The sequence below is a fragment of the Kribbella sp. VKM Ac-2568 genome (assembly GCF_004345365.1).
Lineage (GTDB): Bacteria > Actinomycetota > Actinomycetes > Propionibacteriales > Kribbellaceae > Kribbella > Kribbella orskensis.
In genome coordinates, this window is record NZ_SLVF01000014.1 from 153,316 (window position 1) to 174,776 (window position 21,461).

Annotated in this window: 19 protein-coding genes; 10 read left to right on the forward strand and 9 right to left on the reverse strand. The window is 68.5% G+C overall.

Translation table 11 applies throughout. The features are described 5' to 3' along the window. Positions 1-63: 63 nt before the first annotated feature. From EV648_RS34195 to EV648_RS34210, 4 genes are all read right to left on the reverse strand, one after another. A complete protein-coding gene (locus tag EV648_RS34195; protein ID WP_158294146.1) occupies positions 64-3,288 on the reverse strand; it encodes an AAA family ATPase in 3,225 nt (1,074 codons plus the stop codon). A gap of 104 nt (positions 3,289-3,392) precedes the next feature. Beyond that, complete coding sequence (locus EV648_RS34200) at positions 3,393-4,580, reverse strand: NAD(P)/FAD-dependent oxidoreductase (protein ID WP_199234968.1); 1,188 nt, start codon at positions 4,578-4,580, stop codon at positions 3,393-3,395. After that, complete coding sequence (locus tag EV648_RS34205; RefSeq protein WP_132299249.1) at positions 4,577-5,161, reverse strand: OsmC family protein; 585 nt, start codon at positions 5,159-5,161, stop codon at positions 4,577-4,579. Before EV648_RS34205 ends, EV648_RS34200 begins: the two co-directional genes overlap by 4 nt. Positions 5,162-5,275: 114 nt before the next feature. Then, positions 5,276-5,851, reverse strand: a complete 576-nt coding sequence (locus EV648_RS34210; RefSeq protein WP_132299250.1) for a hypothetical protein — start codon at positions 5,849-5,851, stop codon at positions 5,276-5,278. Positions 5,852-6,208: 357 nt separating this feature from the next. Between EV648_RS34210 and EV648_RS43465 the strand changes: the two genes are divergently transcribed. The 7 genes from EV648_RS43465 (at position 6,209) to EV648_RS34245 (ending at position 12,962) form a co-directional block, all read left to right on the forward strand. Beyond that, positions 6,209-7,153, forward strand: coding sequence for a hypothetical protein (locus EV648_RS43465; protein WP_199234969.1), 945 nt, complete (start codon positions 6,209-6,211; stop codon positions 7,151-7,153). Between the two features lie 208 nt (positions 7,154-7,361). After that, positions 7,362-8,144 (forward strand): ABC transporter ATP-binding protein, encoded by a 783-nt coding sequence (locus EV648_RS34220; RefSeq protein ID WP_132299251.1) that lies wholly within the window; start codon positions 7,362-7,364, stop codon positions 8,142-8,144. Between the two features lies 1 nt (position 8,145). After that, the gene (locus EV648_RS34225; protein WP_199234970.1) at positions 8,146-8,829 is read left to right on the forward strand and encodes an ABC transporter ATP-binding protein; all 684 of its coding nucleotides are present in this window, start codon (positions 8,146-8,148) and stop codon (positions 8,827-8,829) included. Between the two features lie 33 nt (positions 8,830-8,862). Further along, complete coding sequence (locus EV648_RS34230; RefSeq protein ID WP_132299252.1) at positions 8,863-10,125, forward strand: ABC transporter substrate-binding protein; 1,263 nt, start codon at positions 8,863-8,865, stop codon at positions 10,123-10,125. Continuing rightward, positions 10,122-10,994 carry a branched-chain amino acid ABC transporter permease gene (locus tag EV648_RS34235; protein WP_132299253.1) on the forward strand — a complete coding sequence of 291 codons (873 nt, stop codon included), beginning with the start codon at positions 10,122-10,124 and terminating at the stop codon, positions 10,992-10,994. Before EV648_RS34230 ends, EV648_RS34235 begins: the two co-directional genes overlap by 4 nt. Then, positions 10,991-12,052 (forward strand): branched-chain amino acid ABC transporter permease, encoded by a 1,062-nt coding sequence (locus EV648_RS34240; protein WP_132299254.1) that lies wholly within the window; start codon positions 10,991-10,993, stop codon positions 12,050-12,052. Before EV648_RS34235 ends, EV648_RS34240 begins: the two co-directional genes overlap by 4 nt. Before the next feature lies 1 nt (position 12,053). Further along, a complete protein-coding gene (locus EV648_RS34245) occupies positions 12,054-12,962 on the forward strand; it encodes an ornithine cyclodeaminase family protein (protein WP_158294147.1) in 909 nt (302 codons plus the stop codon). A 2-nt stretch (positions 12,963-12,964) separates the two neighbouring features. Here the strand turns inward: EV648_RS34245 and EV648_RS34250 are convergent, their stop codons facing one another. The 4 genes from EV648_RS34250 to EV648_RS34265 all read right to left on the reverse strand — a co-directional run bounded on the left by EV648_RS34250 (position 12,965) and on the right by EV648_RS34265 (position 17,603). Then, positions 12,965-13,627 (reverse strand): alpha/beta hydrolase, encoded by a 663-nt coding sequence (locus EV648_RS34250; RefSeq protein WP_132299256.1) that lies wholly within the window; start codon positions 13,625-13,627, stop codon positions 12,965-12,967. A gap of 267 nt (positions 13,628-13,894) precedes the next feature. Next, positions 13,895-15,760 (reverse strand): helix-turn-helix domain-containing protein, encoded by a 1,866-nt coding sequence (locus EV648_RS34255; RefSeq protein ID WP_132299257.1) that lies wholly within the window; start codon positions 15,758-15,760, stop codon positions 13,895-13,897. After that, entirely contained in the window at positions 15,745-16,506 is a 762-nt protein-coding gene (locus tag EV648_RS34260) for a 3-hydroxybutyrate dehydrogenase (RefSeq protein ID WP_132299258.1), read from the reverse strand. The genes EV648_RS34255 and EV648_RS34260 overlap by 16 nt, the downstream gene beginning before the upstream one ends. Before the next feature lie 125 nt (positions 16,507-16,631). Beyond that, positions 16,632-17,603: a YafY family protein gene (locus EV648_RS34265; protein ID WP_132299259.1), complete on the reverse strand. Its 972-nt coding sequence runs from the start codon at positions 17,601-17,603 to the stop codon at positions 16,632-16,634. Between the two features lie 60 nt (positions 17,604-17,663). Here EV648_RS34265 and EV648_RS34270 point away from each other — a divergent pair, with 60 nt between their 5' ends. Further along, a complete protein-coding gene (locus tag EV648_RS34270; protein WP_132299260.1) occupies positions 17,664-18,812 on the forward strand; it encodes an epoxide hydrolase family protein in 1,149 nt (382 codons plus the stop codon). A 49-nt stretch (positions 18,813-18,861) separates the two neighbouring features. Here EV648_RS34270 and EV648_RS34275 read toward each other — a convergent pair whose 3' ends face one another. Then, on the reverse strand, positions 18,862-19,173 hold the full coding sequence (locus tag EV648_RS34275; protein ID WP_132299261.1) for an antibiotic biosynthesis monooxygenase: 312 nt from the start codon (positions 19,171-19,173) through the stop codon (positions 18,862-18,864). 397 nt (positions 19,174-19,570) lie between these two features. Here EV648_RS34275 and EV648_RS34285 point away from each other — a divergent pair, with 397 nt between their 5' ends. Together EV648_RS34285 and EV648_RS34290 are read left to right on the forward strand one after the other, a co-directional pair. Further along, positions 19,571-20,029, forward strand: coding sequence for a MarR family winged helix-turn-helix transcriptional regulator (locus EV648_RS34285; protein WP_241995874.1), 459 nt, complete (start codon positions 19,571-19,573; stop codon positions 20,027-20,029). Beyond that, positions 20,026-21,459, forward strand: a complete 1,434-nt coding sequence (locus EV648_RS34290; RefSeq protein WP_132299262.1) for an MFS transporter — start codon at positions 20,026-20,028, stop codon at positions 21,457-21,459. Before EV648_RS34285 ends, EV648_RS34290 begins: the two co-directional genes overlap by 4 nt. The last annotated feature ends 2 nt before the right edge of the window (positions 21,460-21,461 follow it).

The window sequence follows — 21,461 nt, forward strand, 5'->3', positions numbered from 1 at the left end:
GTGGGTGGAACGCCGACTTCGGAGTACTGGATCGGCGCGGGTCGCCAGGCGAGGCAGCGGTCGTCAGGCGAGGCAGCGGTCGGCGTCCAGCGGCTGGCCGGCGGCGGTGAAGAGTTCGGCGGCCTCGACCAGCCGGCGGCGCGCTGCGTCGCGGTCGCCTTCGGCGCTGTGCAGGTGCGCCCGGGCCTCGGCGATCGCCGCCTGCCACGCGGTGCCCTTCCAAAGCGCGGCGGACCGCTCGGCGGCGGCGAGGTGCCGGCGAGCGTCGTCGAGATCGCCGGCGTCGGCGCAGGCCGTCGCGGCGGGCACCGCGAGCATGATGGAGCAGAAGGTGCAGGCGTCTTCCTGGCCGAGGGCGGCCACGGCCTGGTCCACGATGGCGCGGGCGCTGTCCACATCCGGCGCGGCGCGAATCATCGTCCCGTACACGCGCTGCAGTAGGTGCAGCGCGATTGACGACCAGCGGGCCAGCGGGAGCGCGCGGTGCAACAGCCGCGTCGCCTCGGCACGGTCCCCCTGCGCAAGGCGCACTTCGGCGAGCCGCTGCAGGCTGTGGGCCTCCCCCGCGGTCGAGGCGATGTCGTGGTGCAGTTGCGTCGCCTCGGTGAGCTCGGACTCGGCAAGGGCCAGGTCCCCGGACAGCAAAGCGGCCTCACCGCGCAGCGCGGTCGCGAACGCGACGGCCCGCAGTACGCCGGATCGACGCGCCGACTCGCGCAGGGTAGCACCGAGCGCCAGCACTTCCGCGTACGGCGTGGGTCCGTACAGCAGGAACTCCGCCACACACAGGTGGCTGTCGAACATCGACCGCGCAAGATCCGGCCGTTGCGCACCGGCGCGCAGCTCGACGGCGAGCCGGCCAAACCACTCCCCGCGCAGGTGCGCGATCAGGCCCTGCAAGGAGATCAGGTCGTACATCCGCCAGTCGCCGGGGTCGGCCACCCCGATCCGGCGGCGCGCCTCGTCTGCGGCAGCGGCGGCCGCCGGCAGATCGCCGGTCAGATAGGCCAGGATCCCGCGCTGGAGCAGCAGCGCGGCGTCGCCGGCGGATCCGTCCGGCTCCAGGCCGTCGAGCGCCTCGGCCGCGGTCGCGTAGTCGCCGGCGAAGGTGGCAGCCCGGGCGAGCCGTGGCAGCAGTTGCCGCTGCTCTGCTGCGTCGTTTGTGGCACCGAGCGCCTCACGGTAGGCGAGCACGGCGCCGGCGTCCCCTGTTGCCAACAGCATGTCCGCGCGCAGGGCGAGCAGCGGCCCGCGCTCGGGGGCGCGGACTTCCTGGCGGACCAGATCGATCAACCCGAGCGCGTCGCGGTAGGCCCCGATGGCCGCGTCGGTGCGGGCGGCCTGGAGCAGGAACGGCGCGGCAGCACCGACCTCGCCGGCCTGCAGCAGTTGGTGGCCGATCCGTGCCGGAGACGCGCCGAGTCCGCGCAGCGTGTCAGCGGCCTGACGATGGAGCGGCAGCAGCCGGTGCGGGGGCAGTCCGTCCAGCAATGCGTCGCGCACGAGCGAGTGTCGGAAGCGGTAGCCGGCGCCGGTCCGCTCGACCGCGCCTGCGGCGAGTGCGTCGTCGAGCAGCTTGTACGCCGGAGCCTCTCCGACGCCGGACATGGCGACGTACTCGTCGGTGTCGAACGAGCCACCCAGCACAGCCACCCTCGTCAGAGCCGCGGTCGCGACGCCGCTGAGACCGCGGAGTACCAGCGCGCCCATCGGGCCGGCGCGGTCGTCCGCCGCCCCGGCCGTGCGCGCCAGTTCCACCGCTGCGAAGGGGTTGCCGCCGGCAAGCTTCACCACCCGCTCGAGCAGCACCTCATCCTCGCCGACGGCCCGGCCCGCGAGCCGGCGGATGTCCTCGTCGGCCAAGGGTCCGAGGTCCAACGGCACCGACGTACCGCGGCCGATCAAGCTGCGGCGCATCGCGTCCATCGCCGGACGCAGCGGCCAGGGGCGGTGCGCGACCACGATCAAGATCCGCTCGCCGACCGCGGTACGGGACAGATAGTGCAGCAGCCGCAGGCTGGCCTCGTCGGCGTCATGGGCGTCGTCGACGACGAGTACGGCGCCACCGCCGGAAGACGCGAGCCGCAGCAGTTCGGCCGCGCTGACGAACAGCCGCTGGTGGCGGCTCTCGCCGGTCCAGTCCGGGGAGGTGCCGCTCAGGGCGCCCTCGATCTCGACGCGGTACTCGTCAGCCAGGCCGTCGAGCAGGGCCGGGTGGCGACGACACAGATCCGCGAGCGCTTCCAGCACCGGCGCGTACGGCCATGCCCCCTCGATGGCGGCGGCCGTGCCGAAGCCCACGCGCAGCCCGCGCTCTTCGGCCCGCCGGTCCAGCCACCGCAGTACTGCGGTCTTACCGATGCCGGCGGGGCCGGATACGAAGAGCGTCCTGCCCTGGCCATTGCTCGCGGCAACGATGAGCTTATCGATACGGGCGAGCTCGGGGTCGCGGCCGATCGGCGACCCCTGGCCGTCGGGTTGCGGGGCGTCAAGCGCGCGCAGCTCGGCGCGAAGCGAGGCGACGGCCGGGCTCGGGGTGACACCCAGCTCGCCGCGCAGTGCTCGCTCCAGCCGCTCCAACTGTCGTAGCGCCCCGCGACGGTCGCCGCCGTCGGCGAGCTTTCGCGCAAGGGCCAGGCTGGCGTCCTCGTCGGCCGGATCGGCAAGGGCGAGATCCTCCCACCGGCCGGCGCGGCGCAGTACCTCCTGATGCAGCTGACGCAACCGATCCCGTGGGCCTTCCAGCCACGACTCGTACGGGTCCTCGGGCAGCAGGTCGCCGGCCCACAGGTCCGCCGCAGTCGCTGCGGCCGCACCGTTCGCACCTGCTGCATTGCCGCGTCCATCCGCGTTGCCGGGTCGGTCCGAGTTGCCGGGTCCGTCCGCGTTGCCGGGTCCCGCTGCTTTGCCGGGTCCCGCAGCTTTGCCGGTTTCGACCGGGGTTGCGAGGGCTTGCTGGGCGCACCGCTCGAACACCTCGGCGTCGACGACTACCTCGGCGTCCGGGAACAGGGACACGAAGTCCCCGGCCAAGACCAGCGCCCGCGGATCCCCCAGGGAGCGGCGGGCGTAGTACGCGGCTTTGTGCAGCCGTGGCGCCGCGTCGTCGATCCCGGTGCCGGGCCACAGCGCGTCGATGACCTGCTCGCGATGCAGCGCGCGGCGTGGAGCGAGCGCGAGGAGTTTGACCAGCGCCGCCGCCTGGCGGCGGCGCCACTCCTCGGCGGGGACGGCCCGCCCATCGACCCGGACGGCGAAGCCGTCCAACAGATCGATCTCGACGCGCATCGCTTCTCCCATCCGCGAGTCTAGTCCCGCTCGCCCTGTCTGACGTCTGCTCTGTCTGACGTCTGCTCTATCCGACGTCGGCTCCTTCTCCGGCGCAGGCTCTGTCAGGCGGTGCGGGTGGGCGCCAGGTCGAAGCCGCGGATCGCCTCGACCTCGTCCGCCATCACCGAGGACAGCCCGCGCAACAGCCGGCGGGCCTCGGCGAGATCCCACTCGTGGGAGGCGAGGCGATCGACGATCGGCTGCATCGCCAGGGCCATGCGGTCCCGCTGCGCCTGGTAGTCGGCAAGCGCGATCCCCTCCGCACGCTCCGATGCCGACCCGGAGACGATGGCGGCGGCGAGCAACTCCGCGTCGCGCAGCGCGTCGGTGATCCCGTGAGTCGAGAGCGGGTCCACCCAGCAGCCGGCGTCCCCCACGAGCGCCCAACCAGGTCCGTACGGACGACGCAGCCGCGCCGGCATCCCGCGGAAGAAGCGCACCGGCCCGTACGGCGCCGCCGCGGTGAGGTCGGCGAGCCCGGCGTCGAGCCGCACCAGCAGCCCGTGATGTGCGGCGGCCGGACCGTGGTTGCGCGTCGCGTTGGCGAGTTCGTCCTGCGGGCCGCCGACGAACACGCACGCGAGGCCGTCGTTCGTGGGAATGGCCCCTGCGGACAAGGCGTCGCCGTAGTACCAGTGATAGCCGTCCAGGTCCGCGGCCGGCCAGTACCCGTAGGCGTACGCCCCAGCATGGCTGCCTGCCGCGATAGTCGGTGCGGCCACCCGGCCAGCGACCACAGAGCCGCGTCCGTCTGCGCCGACAACCAGCCGTGCGCGCTCGGTCCAGGTAGCCCCGCCATGGTCGCGAAGAACCACACCGACGACCCGGCCGGCGCCGTCGCGCGCCACGTCTGTGACAGCCAGCCCAAAGCGGAAGCGCGCGCCGGCCTCCTCCGCGGCGTCGACGAGTATGGCGTCGAGGACAGTACGGCGCGGCGCGTACAGGGCATCAACACCGGCATACGGTTTCAGCGACACCGCCATGGGCTCCGCGCCGTAGTGGAACGTCGCCCGGCGTATCGGCGGCGCGCCGGTCGCCGCCACCCGGTCCAGCAAGCCCCAGCGCCGCAGCTGCAGAACTCCGCCGCGCATCAGCGCATGCGTCGACACGGTGTCCGAGCCGCGGCGGGCACGGTCCACGACCAATACCCGCAGGCCGCTGCGGGCGAGCAGCAGCGCGGTCGAGGCTCCGGCGACGCGGCCGCCGACGACGATGGCGTCCCAATTGGCTGTCCGGATCCGCGGATTCACGATGGCTTCACTGGAGTGCTGACATCGATCTGGACATCGGTGCCGTTGACAAGCACGTCGTACACCGCGGAACGGCTGCGGGACCGCTGCACGAGCGCCGCCAGTTCCTCGGGCGGTGCGTCGCCCTCGACGTCGAAGTGCACGCGGATCTGCCGGTAGCCGTTGCGGACCACATCGGACAGGCCGAGTACGCCGAGCAGGTCGATGTCACCTTCGACAGTCGACGACACCCGCCGCAGGGTGATCCCCCGGGCTGCGGCGATGTTCACCAGGCCCGCAGTGAGGCACGTGGCGATGGCATGCAGGAGGAACTCCACCGGGGTCGGGCCCTGGTTCGACCCGACGAGCACGGCGGGATGGTCGGCGTCGTACGCGAACGGGGCGGTGCGCGACATGTCCTCCTGTCCGGCGCCGTAGAAGCCCTGGATGACAGAGCGGCTATGGGTGCCGCTGATCCATTCGTTGTTCGCCCGGAACTGGAACTGGGCGATCTCCGGCGCCCCCTTCACCGCGTCGAGAGTGGCAAACAGCGTCGGTACGTCGACACCGTTGCGTGGAGGCCGTTGAACCGTTGCGGTCATGGCAAGACTCCGTTCGGTTGATGGACCATGACCCCGCCGACGCTAGGAATGCCACCTTCCCTCAACCTTCCCCACGAATTCCCTCGGCTCAGGGGAGCCCAGGTGTGATGAGGGTCAGGAGGGTGGGCAGGCCGGCGCTTTGGACAGCGCCGCGTCGGCCCGGGCGAAGGCGTCGAGGTTCTTCGGCGCAGCCCTCCAGGCCTCGATCCAGACCTGCTGCGCGTGCACGGGGCCGAAGTCGCCGGACGCGTGAGCAGCCATCATCGCGAGGTGCCTCGCCCAGTCGCCCGCGGCGGCGCGTCCAGCGGTGGCTGCCGCGTCGAGGGCGGCAATCCGTTGCCTGCAGGCAGTCGCCGCAGGGCCAGTGAGCTTGGCGCAACTGCCTTGGGTCCCGAGTTGGGCTGCGATGGCCGCGCCGAGCCTGGCCGTGTCGGCCGGCCCTGCGAGGCGGGTGCGCTTCCAGATCGCCTTGGTATCGCCCTCGGTGTTCTTGCCGGCGACCAGGTCCGTTTGCGCTTGCACATGCTCTCGCCAATGGGATCCGGCGATGCGCGTCGCGCTGACGACTGCTTCCGTGGAGGTGACCTCGGCGGTGCAGGCACGGATGGCAGCTGGAGCACCCACGACCGTGGGCGTGCTCTGCCGTGTCGGCGCGACGGTCGGAGTCTGTTGCGCGCCGTTCGTCTGCACAGAGGTGATCGGAGCCGGATTCGCGCTCGGGCCGTCGTCGGCTCGCAGCTGCGCAGCTATTGCGACTGCCACTACGACAGCCGCGCCGGTAATCCCGACGGCGGTGACGATCGACGCTTTCCTGTGCGGTATTGCCCGTTTGGCTCGTGACATATCGACACACCCCAAAGGCTGATATCAGGGATGTTGCCACCCACGGCCAGAAGGCGCGAATCATTCACCGTACGGGCAGGTAATCACACGATGTGTGCGGTTCGGCGCATTTTGAGAACTCGCACATCAATTGTATTAATCCTGCGGGGATGGTCTGCCATGGTCGCTGATTGTGGTGTTTCCTCGATTCAAAGGGAGACAGCCATGACGCAGAGCGACCCTGACCAGGATCCCGGCCCCGAACCGGACCCGCGCCGGCGGACAACCCGGCGTACGCGTTCAGTGATCATCGTCGCTGCGGCCGCCGCGGTCACGCTGGTGTCCGCGCTCCTGTCCGGGCTCGCGGTCGTGTTCCTCGGCGGCGAGTCGGACTCGGGCCAGCCCGCCGTTCCGTTGCCTTTGGCCAGTACGACATCGGCGAGTACCACGCCGACCCACCCGCCGACCACAGCCACGCCCACACCGAAGCCAACCACCCCGGAGCCCACCACGCCGGTACGCACAGCATCACCGACGCCTAGCCCCTCGGCCTCGCCGAGGCCGTTCGCGTACCAGCCGCTCTGGCCGTTCGTCTCAACAGCCGAGGCCGCCGCTTGGCAGCGTAGGTACCGCGCGGGCGGGCAACAGCCGTGGCATCTGGACGCGGAACTGACCGCGCTGTCCTTCACCACCGGCTTCCTCGGCTTCTCCGAGGTCAACAAGGTGGCGTCCAGCTCGATCCGAGGTGACGATGCGCGGATCGCCGTGGGCAACCAGGCAGCTGAAGGTCCCGTCAGCGTCGCCGCAGTACTCCACCTGGTCCGGATCGGTCAGGGTCAGGATGCGCCCTGGGAGGTCGTCGGCACCGCCGACACCACGCTCACGCTGGACCGCCCACGGTACGGCGCAACCGCGGCCTCACCGCTCACCGTCAGCGGCCGGATCACCGGCGTGGACGAAACCATCCGAGTAGAAATCCGGCAGCCATCATCCGGCCGGCCGATCGGCACCTACTGCTGCCTCGCCGCCGGCGGCGACCAACAACCATGGTCCACCCGAGTCACCTTCCAGGGCGCAACCGACCCCGCCCAGACGATCGTCGCCTCAACCGGCGGCCACCTCCAATCCGTCGAACGCTTCGCCATCACCGGCGTCCGCTCCACCAACTGACCTACCCGCCCGATCACCGTTCGTTCGGCCACTGGCGGCTTGCAAGGCGCCAGTGGCCGAACGAACGGTGATCGGGCTTCGGGTATCGGGCGAGGGGGGCGGGTGGAGTTGGGGCATGCTGCCCCTGTGCGGCCGCCACACCGATTGCTCGAGCAGTGTGTCCTCCTACGACATAGAACGTGGTTCGCTGCGCACCTAGGTTCCATCCATGGATCCAAGCAACGCGCCCGGAGGCGATTCCGGGGCGGTGATCGCGACCACCGGACTGAGCAAGAGCTTTCGCGGCTTCACCGCCGTCGACCGGGTCGACCTCACCGTTTCGGAAGGTGACGTGCATGCACTGGTCGGGCCGAACGGCGCGGGCAAGACGACGCTGTTCAACCTGCTGACCGGCTTCCTCAAGCCAAGCGCCGGCCAGATCAGGCTTGGCGGCCGCGACATCACCGGCTCGTCGCCGGAACGGATCGCGCGGCTGGGTGTGGCTCGCTCCTTCCAGATCACCAACCTGTTCGAGCAGCTGACGCTGCAGCAGCATGTCGAGCTTGCCCTGATGGGTACGACGAAGCTCGGCCACAGGTTCTGGGTGTCCGACCGGGTGCTGACCAGGTTCCGGGACCGCGCGGGCGAGCTGCTCGACGAGGTCGGACTCGCCAGGCAGCGCAACGTACCGGCTGGAACCCTTGCCTACGGGCAGAAGCGCGCACTCGAGCTAGCCCTCGCCCTCGCCCTCGATCCCGCTGTGCTCCTGCTCGACGAACCGACAGCCGGCATGGGGATGGAAGACGTCGAGCGAACGGTCGAGCTCGTCAGACGGATCCGTACGAACCGCACAGTCGTTCTCGTCGAGCACAACATGAGCGTCGTCGCAGGCCTCGCCGACCGGGTCACGGTGCTGCAGTTCGGCCGGATCCTGACCGAGGGCAGGTACGACGAAGTACGCAACGACCCGCGGGTGATCGAGGCCTACCTGGGCGGTGAGTCCGCTGCTTAGCGTGCAGGGCATCAGTGCGTCGTACGGCGAGGCGCAAGTACTGCGGAACGTATCGCTCGACGTGGCAGCGGGTGAGGTCGTCACCCTGGTCGGCCGCAATGGCGCCGGGAAGACCACTCTGCTGCGCTGCTTGATGGGACTCCACCGGCCGACCGCAGGAACGATCACCCTCGACGGCGCCGACATCACCGGTCTGCCGACTCACCGGCGCGCCCGTCGAGGTCTCGGACTCGTGCCGGACGACCGCGGAATCTTCGCCAGCCTGAGTGTCGAGGAGAACCTCAGACTTCCACCCGGCGTCAACGAGAGCGCGTGGTCCATGGACCGTGTCTACGAGTCGTTCCCGGTGCTGAAGGAACGCCGCAGGTTCCCAGGCACCAAGCTTTCCGGCGGCGAGCAGCAGATGCTCGCCATCGCCCGCGTACTACGGATGGGCGCGCGGCTGCTGCTGTGCGACGAACCGACCGAAGGACTTTCGCCGGTGCTCGTACACCAGATCGGCGACATCCTGCGCGACGTCAAGGCGGCCGGGGTGACGGTGCTGCTCGTCGAGCAGAACGTCCGGTTCGCCTCGACCGTTGCCGACCGCCACTACCTGCTCGCCCAAGGCCGGGTCGCGCAGACGCTGGACAACGCCGAGGTCAAGGAACGCGAGCACGAACTGCTCGAGTACCTCGGCATCTGACGGGGATCTGACCCCACCATCGGAGGAGAACTGATGCGACGAAACCTCATCCCGGCGATCTCGACCCTGGCGGTCGTCTCGCTGCTGGCAGCCTGTGGCGGCGGGGCGGGCGGCCCATCCAGTGGCGGCGGGAAGATCAGCGACGACAAGATCGTGCTGGGCGTCATCAACGACCAGACCGGCATCTACAGCGCGCTCTCCGGCCCGAACGCCGTCGAGGCGGTCAAGATGGCCGTCGAGGACTTCAAGGCCAAGCACGCCGACGATGCCGTCAGCAAGAACATCGAGGTGGTCGTCGCCGACCACCAGAACAAGCCCGAGGTGGCCAACACCAAGGCGCAGGAGATGTACGACCGGCAGAAGGCCGACATCATCCTCGACGTACCGACCTCATCAGCTGCGCTGGCGGTGGCCAGTCAGGCGCTGGCGAAGAAGAAGCTGTACTTCAACATCACCGCGGCGACGACCGCGCTGACCGGTGACAAGTGCAACAAGTACACCTTCCACTACGCCTACGACACCTACATGCTGGCCAACGGCACCGGGACGACCGTGACCGAGGCCGGGGCGAAAAACTGGTACATCGTCTACCCCGACTACGCGTTCGGGCAGGACATGGAGAAGAGCTTCACCAAGGCGATCGAGACGTCCGGCGGCAAGGTGGTCGGCAAGAAGTCGTCCGAGTTCCCGAACACCAGCGGGGACTTCTCGTCGCAACTGCTGCAGGCCCCCGCGGCGCACCCCGACGTACTGGGGACCATGCACGCCGGCGGTGAGCTGGTGAACCTGGTCAAGCAGTACAACCAGTTCAAGCTCAAGGACAAGGGCGTCGGCCTGTCGGTCGGCCTGATGTTCATCACCGACATCCACTCCCTCGGCCCGGACGCGTTGGCCGGCACGAGATTCACCGACGCCTGGTACTGGAACTTCGACCAGCAGAACCGCGACTGGGCCGACAAGTTCAAGGAGAAGACCGGCTCCCGGCCGTCGTTCGCCCACGCCGGGAACTACTCGGCCGCGATGAACTACCTCGAAGCCGTCCAGGCGGCCGGAACCGACGAGTCGGACGCCGTGGTGAAGAACCTCGAGGGCAAGGAGATCAACGACTTCTTCCTGCGCAACGGCAAGATCCGGGCCGAGGACCACCGCGTCATCCACGACGTCTACCTCGCCGAGGTGAAGCCGAAGAGCGACGTCAAGGAGGACTACGACTACGAGAAGATCGTGACCACCATTCCCGCGGACAAGGCGTTCAAGCCGGTGTCCGAGAGCACCTGCAAGATGGGCCAGGGATGACCGATCTGCTTCAACACGCCTTCAACGGACTCGTCAACGGCAGCTTCTACGCACTGCTCGCACTCGGGTTGGCCGTCATCTTCGGGATGCTCGGCGTGGTCAACTTCGCCCACGGCGCGTTCTACATGCTCGGTGCGTTCGGCGCGTTCATCCTGCTCAACGAGGCCGGCGTCAACTTCTGGCTCGCGCTGGTGATCGTTCCCGTGGTGCTCGGCCTGTTCGGGATGGGATTGGAACGATTGCTCGTACGCCGCTTGGTCGCGCTGGACCCGCTGTACAACTTCCTGCTGACGTTCGGCCTGACGCTGATCTTCCAGGATCTGCTGCGGATGAAGTACGGCTCGCAGCCGCAGCCCTATCCGCAACCAGCCGGCCTCCGCGGCACAGTCGACCTCGGGTTGTTCGACTTCCCGGCCTACCAGGTGTTCGTGCTGGTGTTCTCCGTACTCGTCTCGCTAGGTGCTTGGTTGCTCCTGGCCCGTACTCGGGTCGGGATGATCATCCGCGCCGCCACCGAGCGACCCGAGCTGACCCGGGCTCTCGGCATCGATGTCGGTCGGTGGGTATCGCCGGTCTTCGGGTTCGGGATCGCCCTGGCCGCGCTCTCCGGCGTACTGGCTGCCCCGATGCGGGCGGTCAGCCCGCTGATGGGGGCGGACCTGATCATCCTGGTGTTCGCGGTCGTTGTGATCGGCGGACTCGGCTCGATCTTCGGCTCGGTCGCCGCCGGGTTCCTGATCGGCATGCTGCAGGCGCTCGGCAATGTGTACGTCCCCGGACTGGCGACCACGTCGGTCTTCATCCTGATGGCCGTCGTGCTGCTGTGGCGGCCGGCTGGGCTGTTCGGCCGTGAGGAGACTGCCGTATGACGGCGCTGGTATTCCGCAAGCTGGGGGCGATGTCTCGCCTGTGGCGATTGGTCGCTGTACTCGGCGGACTGCTGATCGCGCTCGCGCTGCCCTGGCTCATCTACCCGCCGGTGGCGATGGACATCGTTGCCTGGGCACTGTTCGCGGTGGCGCTCGACCTGCTGCTCGGATTCACCGGGCTGCTTTCGTTCGGCCACGCGGCGTTCTGGGGCACCGCGGCGTACGCGGCCGGCACCATCGCCATCAAGACCGGCGCGCCTTTCCCCGTCGCGGTGGCTGGTGCGGCCCTGGTGGCGATGGTGCTGGCCGTGCCGATCGCGCTGCTCGCAGTACGGCGTACCGGCATCTACTTCGCGATGGTGACTCTCGCCTTCGCGCAGATGGTTTACTACCTCGCAAACCAGTGGAGCAGCCTTACCGGTGGCGAGAACGGGCTGCAGGGGATCCCGAAGAACCTGTTCGGGCTGGATCTGTCGGACCCGTTCTACTTCTACTACGCCGGGCTGCCGATCGCGTTGATCGGACTGCTCATCGCGTGGCGGGTGGTCCACTCTCCCTTCGGCCGGGTGCTCGTCGCGATCCGTGAGAACCCGGCCAGGTCGCGCTCGCTCGGTTTCCCGGTCGACCGGTACAAGGTGATGATCTTCGTCATCTCCGCGGGGTTGTCCGGGCTCGCTGGCGGGCTGTACGCCATCAGCCACGGGTTCGCCTCCCTGCAGGAGGTGTACTGGACGACGTCCGGCAAGGTCGTGATCATGACGGTGCTCGGTGGGATCGGCACGTTGTGGGGCAGCGTGATCGGCGCCGCCCTGATCGTCCAGGTCGAGGACTACGTCGCGACCTCGGGCATTCACCTCGGCCCACTGAACATCACCGGTCCCGGCCTCATCACCGGGCTCATCTTCGTGGGCGTCGTCCTGCTCTTCCGGCGAGGCGTGTGGGGAACCATCGCGCACTTGGTGCGAAGCCGCCGCCGGGGTGTCCCTGATGTCGAGCCGCACCTCAGCGGTACTCCGTCTGTGGCTGAGCGTGAGCCGGCCGTTGCACCGAAGTCGTGAGATGAGCGGTCCTCCGCATCTGGACGCGGGCCGGATCTACCGGCTCACACCGTTCGAGGAGGTGGTTGACGAGCTGCGGACGACCTTCGCCGCCGGCCCGTCGGTCGCGCCGTCCCAGCGAGTTGCCCTTGGCAACGGCTCTGGCGACCTGCTGGTGCTGCCCGCGGTCATCGGGCGACTTGCCGGGGCGGTAGCCGTTCGGCCGTCGGGAGCGCAGGGGTTGTACACGCTCTTCGGCGGCGGAGGTGACGTCGTGGCGACCTTGGATGGCGCCGCGCTGACGGCACGCCGTACGCCGGCCGTCTCAGCCCTGGTCACGGATGCGCTCGCTCGCACCGACGTACGGCGCCTGGCAGTCTTTGGTACAGGTGTGCAAGCCCGTGAGCACGTCCGCGCGATGCGCTGGGTCCGCCCCAGTCTGGAGCAGATCGACGTCGTGGGACGCGAGTCGGCGGCGACGGAGCGATTCGTCGCCATGCTGCGGGGCGAGGGGCACCCCGCTGTGGCGGCGAGCGCGGTGGACGCGTCCAGCGCGGACCTGATCTGCACATGTACGTCGAGTTCGCAGCCGGTGCTGATCAATGACGCCGTGAAACCCGGCGCGCACATCAACGCGGTCGGGACCGATCAGCCGGACCGGCGTGAGGTCGATGATCAGCTGATGGGCCGGTCTCGGGTTGTCGTCGACGATTGGGAAGCTGCACGGACCTCTGGTGACCTGCTGCTCGCCGTGGCCGCCGGCACGATGTCGTGGGAGGACATGACTGGCGACCTGGTCGCGCTGGCTCGCGGTTCAGTACGACGCGAGACGCACGACGAGGTCACGCTCTTCGTGTCGGTCGGTCTGGGCATGGCGGATCTCGTGGTGGCGACCTTGGCTGCTCGGAATGCCGGTCTTGTCGACAGCTGACACTAGCGCGCGTGCATGGCGATGAAGGCGCCGACGGCACGCCGCAGCGTCGGGTCGCCGTCCTGCGCAACGAGGGCGACACCGTGCCTGGTACCCGGCACGATGTGGATCGACTTCTTCGATGTGGTTGCCGCATGCAAGACCCTGCTGGCATCGGCGAAACTCCTGTCGTCTGCCGCCGCCCCATAAAGCACCGGCACGCGTAGCATGCCTGCCGCGGTGCGGGCGTCGATGCCGTCGAACTCCGCCGGGGCCGACAGGCTCACCACTCCATCGACCCGAGGTGTGGTGATCGCCGCAGCGGCCAGCGACGCCGTTCCGCCCATCGAGGCACCGACCAGGACGACCCTGCCTGCACCTTGCTTGCGCAGATAGCCGGCTGCGGCCGAGACGGACAGGCCTAGCGGGCTCGGCTGCACGCCTTCGTACTGCACGTAGCCGGATGTCGACAGGTCGAGGCCGAGAACGAAGTAGCCGGTCCGCACGAGTTCGCGGGCATACGGCAGCCATTGGCACACGTCCTGGTTGGATTCATGGACGAGAACCACGCCGCGTCGCCCTTGACCCAACAACGCAGCGGTGAGCTTCGCCCCAGTACTCGTCGGAATGATGACGCGGCGTGCCCGATCGGATGGCTCCAGGCAGGTGGCGCCGACCTCAGGCAAGGGCGAAGGCGGGACCGTCGCAGTGCGCCGTCCGCTCGGCGTGATCGCACCGAGAGGCTCGGCGGACGGCCTGGGCGAGACAGGCGTGGCAATCGGCGACGTGACCGACGTAGACGAGACCGGTGGCTGGCTCGGCCCGCCCGTTTCCGTGTCAGCGCTGCAGCCGGTCAACCCCAGCACAACGACCGTGAATAGGGAAAGCGCGGCGACCCGTCTGTGCGACATGGCCCTCAATATAGAGCGCCCAACGGGCCGCATAGCCGACCTTTACGAACGCACCAGGCGGTGTAGCCGCAGTGCGAGCTGGATCTCCAGCGCAGGTTCGGCGTCCTGCCAGTCGCTGCCGAGCAATTGCGACACCCGGTCGAGGCGCTGGGCAACGGTGTTCACGTGCACGTGGAGATCGTCCTTGGCGCGGGTGAGGTTGCCGCCGTTGGCGAAATAGGTCTCCAGAGTTTGGAGGAGCCCGGTGCCACGGCGTTCGTCGTACTCGAGAACGGGACCGAGCACTGAGGTGACGAACCCTTCGACGCCACGGGACTCGCCCAGTAGGACACCCATGAAGCCGAGCTCGCGGCTGCTCGTTCCGTCCCCACACCGGCCGAGCGCCGTCAGAGCCTCGAGACACCGCAGCGACTCGGCATAGGCCTTTGGAACACATTCGGGCCCGGACACTGGTCCCGCGGCACCGACGGTCACCGGCTGACCAATAGCAACCGCCAACTCCTTGGCGAGCCGACGCGCAGCCGCACCTGCTTCCTCGCCAGGCAGCAGCAGTACTGCGCGATCCTGGTGCAGCCCGGCGATTCCGTCGCTCCGCGGAGCAAGGTGGCTCGCCGCAAACGCCAGCCGGTGCAGGCGCTCACGATCCGTCTGTGCAACCACCACGACGAACTCGCCATCGCAGTTGAAGCCGACCTGCCGCGCTCGCTCCCGCAGGCCATCACCGGCGCGCTCGCCGTTCGTGACCAGGTCGGAGATCAGCTCGCCGCGAACCCGGTTCTCGGTCTCCATCGCTGTACGGTTCATCAGCTGCAACAGGGCCGTCACCAGCGCGGCGCGTTCCAACACCCGCTGATCAGCACCTTCCAGGTCTTCTCGACCCTGCAGCACCAGCGCTCCGAACTCCTCCGAACCAGCCACCACAGCGGCAAACCACGTGCCGTCGCGACATACCGCTCTACCCTCGGCGCGCGATTCCGCAACGGCCGTCGGCCAGCCGGCCGGCGCCTCGTTGTGCTGGCCCACCCCATCCGGATCCAACACGACGAGACTGCCTCCAAGCACTTCCGTCACCGCTTCTGCGACCTCGTCAACCCCACCTCCCCGCAGCGCGAGATCGGCGAACCGATCGTGCGCCTCAGCAGCCCGCTCCACCGCCTCGCTATGCCGCCGTACAAGCTTGTTGGCCGCATCAAGCTCCCGTACTGCGGCCCGTGCCTCCTCCAGCAGACGTGCTCCGTCAATCGAGATCGCCGCGTGCGCCGCCAACGAGCAAAGCAGCGAGATCTCATCCCTTGCGAACGGACGCCTGCTGCGGTCGGCCGCAAACAGCACCCCGAGCACCTGCGGCCCAAGCAGCAGCGGCACGCCCAGAATCGCCACCAGCCCTTCGTCACCAACAGCGCTGTCGACATCCTGGACATGATCGAACCGCTGGTCAGCCGCGTAATCGTCGGTGGCATACGGCAACGAAGTGTCGGCGACCAGGCCGCCCAGACCAGCTCCCATGGCCAGCCGGACCCGCTGAAAGCTCGCCGAAACCACGCCGGCGGTAGCTCGCATGTACGTGTCACCGCGGTCGGGGTCGATCAGTGTCAGGTAGGCGACATCGGTATGCAACAGCGTGCGAGCCCGACGCACAATCGCAGTGAGCACGGCATCAACGTCCTGCAGTCCGGCCAGGTCACCCGCCGTCTCGAACAACGCCTCGAGCTCGATCTCCCGACGCCGCCGATGCTCCAACGCCCGACGCACCCTCAACGCAAGCGCCTTCGCCTGCTCGAGATCGTGCAGCTCCGCGCGGCCGGCGCCCGCTGCGACCGCAGCACGCAGCGCCTCGTCGTACTCCTCGGCCGGAGCGTCGCGAGCAAGCAGGTTCAGGAACTTCGTCTCGGTCAGCGTGCGGTCCACCCTCCATCCATCACGAAGGAAGTCCCCGTCATCGAATCGGCATGCGGGCTGCACAAATAGGCTGCCAACTCAGCGACCTGCTCCGGCTCGATCAGCTGCTTGATCGCCACCGGCGCCAACATGATCTGCTCCAGCACCTCATCAGGCTCAATCCCATGAGCGACCGCCTGAGCCTCGACCTGCCTCTCGACCAACGGCGTCCGCACGTAGGCCGGGTTGATGCAGTTCGACGTAACGCCCTGCGCCGCGCCCTCCAGCGCGATCACCTTCGACAACCCCTCGAGACCATGCTTGGCCGCGACATACGCCGCCTTGAACGGCGACGCACGCAACCCATGCACCGAGGAAATATTGACGACCCGGCCCCACCCGTTGGCATACATCCCCGGCAACACCTGCCTCACCAACCGAAACGGCGCCTCCAACATGACCCGCAGCATGAGCGAAAACTGCTCCGGAGAAAAGTCCTCGATCGCACTGATGTGCTGGAGCCCCGCGTTGTTGATCAAAATGTCGCATCGCAGCTCGAGCGCATCCACAGCACCGAGGTCGGACAGGTCCAGGATCTCAGCCCGGCCACCGATCTGATCCGCAACCTCCTTCGCCCGGGGACCGTCCAGATCGATCACAACCACGTCAGCACCTGCTCCGGCGAACTTTTCCGCGCAGGCCGCCCCGATCCCACTGGCCCCGCCCGTCACCACCACAGAACGTCCGACCAGCGCGCCAAGCCCCACATCGCCCATCCCCCGACGTTATGCATCGCGAGCTGGATCCAACACGTGCTCTGCTCACACACCGCCATGCCTTCAGATGTCCGGCGCAGACATACCCCCGCTACTCGATGTCCTCTCAACTGAGCCGACTGAGCTCACTCGATCGAGCGGAGATAGCGCTGTCCGATGATCTTGAGGTGTTCGACCAGGGCGGGTGGAGCGGTGACGTGGAAGTCGAGACCGAGCATGCCGATGTAGACGGCAACCACCTCGAGGGACTCGGCGCCGGTGAGGAGAACGCAGGACTTGTCGTCGACAGGCTCGACGATGCCCACCGCGGCATGGATTCGGGAGAGCACCTCCTCGGCCGACGCGAAGATCGTGATCCTGGCATGGAACTTCCACCCGGTCGACGCGACGTCACGCAGTACGAAATCCATGTAGTCGTCCTCCGGCATCGGCCGCGGCTCGTACTTCCGGCCGGTCGCCATCCGCAGATCCATCCAGTCGACCCGATAGGTGTGCCAGTCGCCCGACTCGTCCCGCGCGACCAGATACCAGTAGCGCTGCCAGCTCACCAACCGATACGGCTCGACCAGGATCGGAAACGAGGGAGCGCTCTCCGAGTCCGGTACTGCGTAGTCGAAGCGCAGGTAGTGCCCATCGCGAATCGCCGCCGCGATCGTCGTGACGACCACCGGGTCCACCTCGGGATCCTTCACGTTCGACCCGGTGTTGTCCGGCCCCTTCGAGAGCGTCGTGTGGATCGCGTTCACCTGGCGGCGGAGGCGATGCGGCAGCACCTGCTCGAGCTTCGCCAACGCGCGAGCGCTGCTCTCCTCCATCCCGCTGACCCCCGCGCCCGTACGCAGCCCGACGGCAACAGCAACCGCTTCCTCGTCGTCCAGCAACAGCGGCGGCAACTTCGCCCCCACCCCCAACTGGTAGTACCCAGCCGCACCCCGCATCGCATCCACGGGATAGCCGAGCTCGCGCAGCCGATCGATGTCGTTGCGGATGGTCCTCGTGGACACCCCCAACCGCTCGGCCAACTCCGACCCGGGCCAGGCCGGCCGCGACTGCATCAACGCCAACAGAGCCAGCAACCGCGACGAGGTTTCACGCATACGGAAAATAGTCTCACAATTGGGAATCTAACGTTCCTATATGGCTCCTACGGTGAAGCCATGAACAACAACGGCTCCTCCGCAGAGATCTACCCCTTCCGCGTCGATGTCGCCCAGGCCGACCTGGACGACCTGCTCGCCCGCCTCGCCAACACGCGACTCCCCGAGCCGGCGCCGGGCGACAACTGGGACCTCGGTACTCCGAACCACTACCTCCGCGAGATGGTCGACCACTGGCAGACCGGGTTCGACTGGCGCGAGCAGGAGGCGCGGATGAACGAATTCCCGCACTACCTGACCGAGATCGACGGCCAGAACGTGCACTTCATCCACGTACCTTCGGCCGAGGCCGACGCCACCCCGCTGCTGCTGATCCACCCCTACCCGGGCTCGTTCGTCGACTTCCTCGACCTGATCGGCCCGCTCACGGATCCCGTCGCGCACGGCGGCAAGGCCTCGGACGCCTTCTCGGTCGTCGTCCCGTCGATCCCCGGCTTCGGATTCAGTACTCCGCTCGTCGACCGCGGCTGGACCATGGCCAGGGTCGCCCGCACCTTCGACACGTTGATGCGCCGCCTCGGCTACTCGTCGTACGGATCGCACGGCAGCGACGCAGGCGCCATGATCTCCCGCGAACTCGGCCTGCTGAACCCTCCCGGGTACCTCGGCATGCATGTCCTGCAGCTGTTCTCGTTCCCGTCGGGCGACCCGAGCGAGTTCGAGAAGTTCACCCCTGAGGACTACGCGGCGCTCGAACACCTGAAGTGGTTCCAGTCGGTCGGCGGCTACAACGCCATCAACGCGACCCGCCCGCAGACCGTTGCCGTCGGCATCTCCGACTCCCCGGTCGGCCAGCTCGCCTGGAACGAACTCTTCAACAACTTCGGCGACGGCACCAGCCTGGTCTCCCGCGACCAGATCCTGACCGAGGTCTCGCTCTACTGGTTCACCAACACCTCAGCCGCCGCCGGCCGCTACCACTACGAGGAGGCCCACGCCGGCACCGAGCCGGCCATCAACTCGGCGCCCACCGGTGTCGCCGTCTTCGCCGACGACTTCAAGACGATCCGCTCGCTCGCCGAACGCGACAACACCAACATCGTGCACTGGAGCAACTTCAAGGACGGCGGCCACTTCGCCACCCTCGAACGCCCCAACGAGGTAGTCGCCGACCTCCGCACCTTCTTCGCCGGCCTCCGCGCCTCCTGACCCAACCACCACCGCGGGGCGTCTCCACCGAGACGCCCCGCCAGGCTGCTCAAACGAGGTCCGGCGACAGCCACGCGCCATCTGCGGGCAGCAACTCAACCGACCACGGCGGCCTCAGAAAGTCAGCAGCCCGAATCGCCTCAACAGTCTCCAGATAGTCGGAAGACTCCCCAAGCGCCTCCACCGCAGCCAGATCCCGCCACACGGAGATCACCGCCCGCCCCGTCGCAGTACGGACAAAGAACACCGCCCGAATCCCATCCTGCCGCCGAAACATCGGCAACGACCGCGCAGTCGCAAACGCGTCATACTCCGCCGCCCGCTCCGGATCGATCCCCGTCCGCCAAACCCGAACAATCATGACCGCCCCTTCCCACAGACCCGACCTTCACCTTCCCACCGATCCCCATCCGCGCACAGACCAGCAAATCGCCGCCAGGGCGTCGCCGTCGCGCAGGCGGGCACTGCATTGAGACGCGGCGGCCTGACGCTCCTATAGATCGTCAAGGAGTTGGGGTGAGGGCTTGGTGGATGTGGGGTAGGAGTTCGCGGGCGATGTAGCGCTTGAGGCAGCGCATGATCTCTTTCGTGGTGAGGCCTTGGGCGCGCCGGCGGGCACTTCTTGGTCGACGGGCGCGGCAGGTTCCGGTCGCGCACCGAGCGCGATGGCCGGCCGCCGTCGCGGGTGCGGATCGAGGCCGCCCGCGCCAGTTGACCATTTCCATAAACGATGAATATAAAGATGCTATGCTTCGAGCATGAGTCGTCAAGACACCGCTCCTGGCGCGTTCGCCGCCATCGGGGCAGCCCTCTACGGCCTGGCCACCAGGGCCACGAGACGCCTGCCCCGGGACATGAGCCTGACGTCCGCCGCCACCCTGGCCACCCTGGACCGGACCGGCCCGCGGCGCATTACCGATCTGGCCGCGGTCGAGGGCGTCACCCAGCCCGCGATGACCGCCCTGGTCCGGGTGATGGAGGAGTCCGGCCTGGTCGAGCGGTGGGGCGACGCGTCCGACAAGCGGGTCACGCTGGTGTGCCTGACCGAGGCTGGCGCCTCCTATGTCCGGACGCGGCGCCAGGCGGGCGTCCACGCGTTCGAGCGGTTGATCGGCGAGCTCACCGGCGACGAGGTCGAGGCGCTGGTGGCGGCCCTTCCGGCGCTGAAGCATCTGGCAGAGCTCGAAAGCCAGGACCGCGAAGGGCCGAAGCAGTGACCGGGCAGCCGGTCGGCGGGGTCCCGGTGAAGGCGTTCCCGGTGGCGCGTTCCGAAGCGCGGCTGCTGGTCCCCGCCCTGATGTTCATCGCCCTGGTCGTCGCGGCAGTCGCCAGCCTCGGGGCGCCGCTCATCACCAGCGTGGCGACCACGTTCCACGTCTCGCTCGGCAGCGCGCAGTGGACGCTGACCATCGCTTTGCTGAGCGGCGCCGTCGCCACGCCCGTCCTCGGCCGGCTCGGAGCAGGCCCCCACCGGCGAGCCACGATTCTCGTCACGCTGGCGGTAGTCGTCGCCGGCAGCGCGCTCACCGTGCTCCCAATGCCGTTCGCGTGGCTGCTCGTCGGCAGGGCTGCCCAAGGTGTGGGGCTCGGTCTGACGGCGCTGATGATGGGCGTGGCCCGCGACCATCTCCCCGAGGCGCGCAGCGCGGCCACCATCGCCCTGATCTCGGTGGTCTCGATCATCGGGGTCGGCGTCGGTTACCCCCTCGCCGGGCTGCTCGCCGAACTCGGCGGGGTGCGCGCCGCCTACGGCTTCGGTCTGCTCGTCACCGCCGTCGCCTTCCTGACCGCGTGGCGCTCCATGCCCGAAGCCCCCGAAGGCCGCTCCGCCCACGTGGACGTGGCAGGCGCGGTCGTCCTGGCCGCTGCGCTGCTCCTGGTGCTGTTCCTCGCCGGCGAACGGAATCTGTGGAGCCGGCACCTCGCCGTGGCGGCGGGCCTCGCCGTCGTCGCGGTGGTGCTGCTCTGCGTCTGGGCCGTCATCGAGCTGCGCAGCACGACACCCCTGGTCGATGTGCGGGCGGTCCGGCACCCGGCGGTCGCCGGGGCGAACCTCGCCATGTTCGTCGGCGGGATCGGCATGTACCTCCTGCTCACGCTCATCACCCGGTACGCGCAGACGCCGCACAGCGCCGGCTACGGCTTCGGGCTGACCACCTTCGTCGCCGGACTGGTCCTCATCCCGTTCTCGGTGCTGGGGTTCGTCGCCGGCAAGCTCACGCCCCGGGTCCGGACGCGGATCGCCGACCCCCTGCTCCTGGCCGGCAGCGCCGTCGTGGTCGGCGGCGGGTTCGCCCTGTTCGCGGCGGCCCGGTCGGACCTGGCCGAACTGTTCGCGGCGATGGGCGTGCTCGGCTTCGGCGTCGGCGGCTTCTCGGCCGCGATGCCCGGCGTCATCCTGGCCGTCACCCCCAAGAGCGAGACGTCGAGCGCCATGAGCTTCAACTACGTCGTCCGAAGCGTCGGGTACTCCCTGGGCAGCGCCATCGGCGGCCTGATCCTCGCCGCGGGCACCCGCCCCGGCCACCTCTTCCCCGACGACAGCGCCTACACCACCGCGGCGCTGGTCGGCATCGGCGCCATGGCGATCACGACGCTGACAAGCCTCGCTCTCGCCCGCCGACGCTCGTCCGAGACCAACCCGTAAGT

Excerpts from the sequence above, each read along its gene's own strand:
- EV648_RS34285 (WP_241995874.1), top strand. The coding sequence starts at position 19,571 with ATGAGTCGTCAAGACACCGCTCCTGGCGCGTTCGCCGCCATCGGGGCA.
- EV648_RS34260 (WP_132299258.1), bottom strand. The coding sequence starts at position 16,506 with ATGGGCGATGTGGGGCTTGGCGCGCTGGTCGGACGTTCTGTGGTGGTG.
- EV648_RS34240 (WP_132299254.1), top strand. The coding sequence starts at position 10,991 with ATGACGGCGCTGGTATTCCGCAAGCTGGGGGCGATGTCTCGCCTGTGG.
- EV648_RS34270 (WP_132299260.1), top strand. The coding sequence starts at position 17,664 with ATGAACAACAACGGCTCCTCCGCAGAGATCTACCCCTTCCGCGTCGAT.
- EV648_RS34220 (WP_132299251.1), top strand. The coding sequence starts at position 7,362 with ATGGATCCAAGCAACGCGCCCGGAGGCGATTCCGGGGCGGTGATCGCG.
- EV648_RS34230 (WP_132299252.1), top strand. The coding sequence starts at position 8,863 with ATGCGACGAAACCTCATCCCGGCGATCTCGACCCTGGCGGTCGTCTCG.
- EV648_RS43465 (WP_199234969.1), top strand. The coding sequence starts at position 6,209 with ATGACGCAGAGCGACCCTGACCAGGATCCCGGCCCCGAACCGGACCCG.
- EV648_RS34205 (WP_132299249.1), bottom strand. The coding sequence starts at position 5,161 with ATGACCGCAACGGTTCAACGGCCTCCACGCAACGGTGTCGACGTACCG.
- EV648_RS34265 (WP_132299259.1), bottom strand. The coding sequence starts at position 17,603 with ATGCGTGAAACCTCGTCGCGGTTGCTGGCTCTGTTGGCGTTGATGCAG.
- EV648_RS34275 (WP_132299261.1), bottom strand. The coding sequence starts at position 19,173 with ATGATTGTTCGGGTTTGGCGGACGGGGATCGATCCGGAGCGGGCGGCG.
- EV648_RS34245 (WP_158294147.1), top strand. The coding sequence starts at position 12,054 with ATGAGCGGTCCTCCGCATCTGGACGCGGGCCGGATCTACCGGCTCACA.
- EV648_RS34235 (WP_132299253.1), top strand. The coding sequence starts at position 10,122 with ATGACCGATCTGCTTCAACACGCCTTCAACGGACTCGTCAACGGCAGC.
- EV648_RS34195 (WP_158294146.1), bottom strand. The coding sequence starts at position 3,288 with ATGCGCGTCGAGATCGATCTGTTGGACGGCTTCGCCGTCCGGGTCGAT.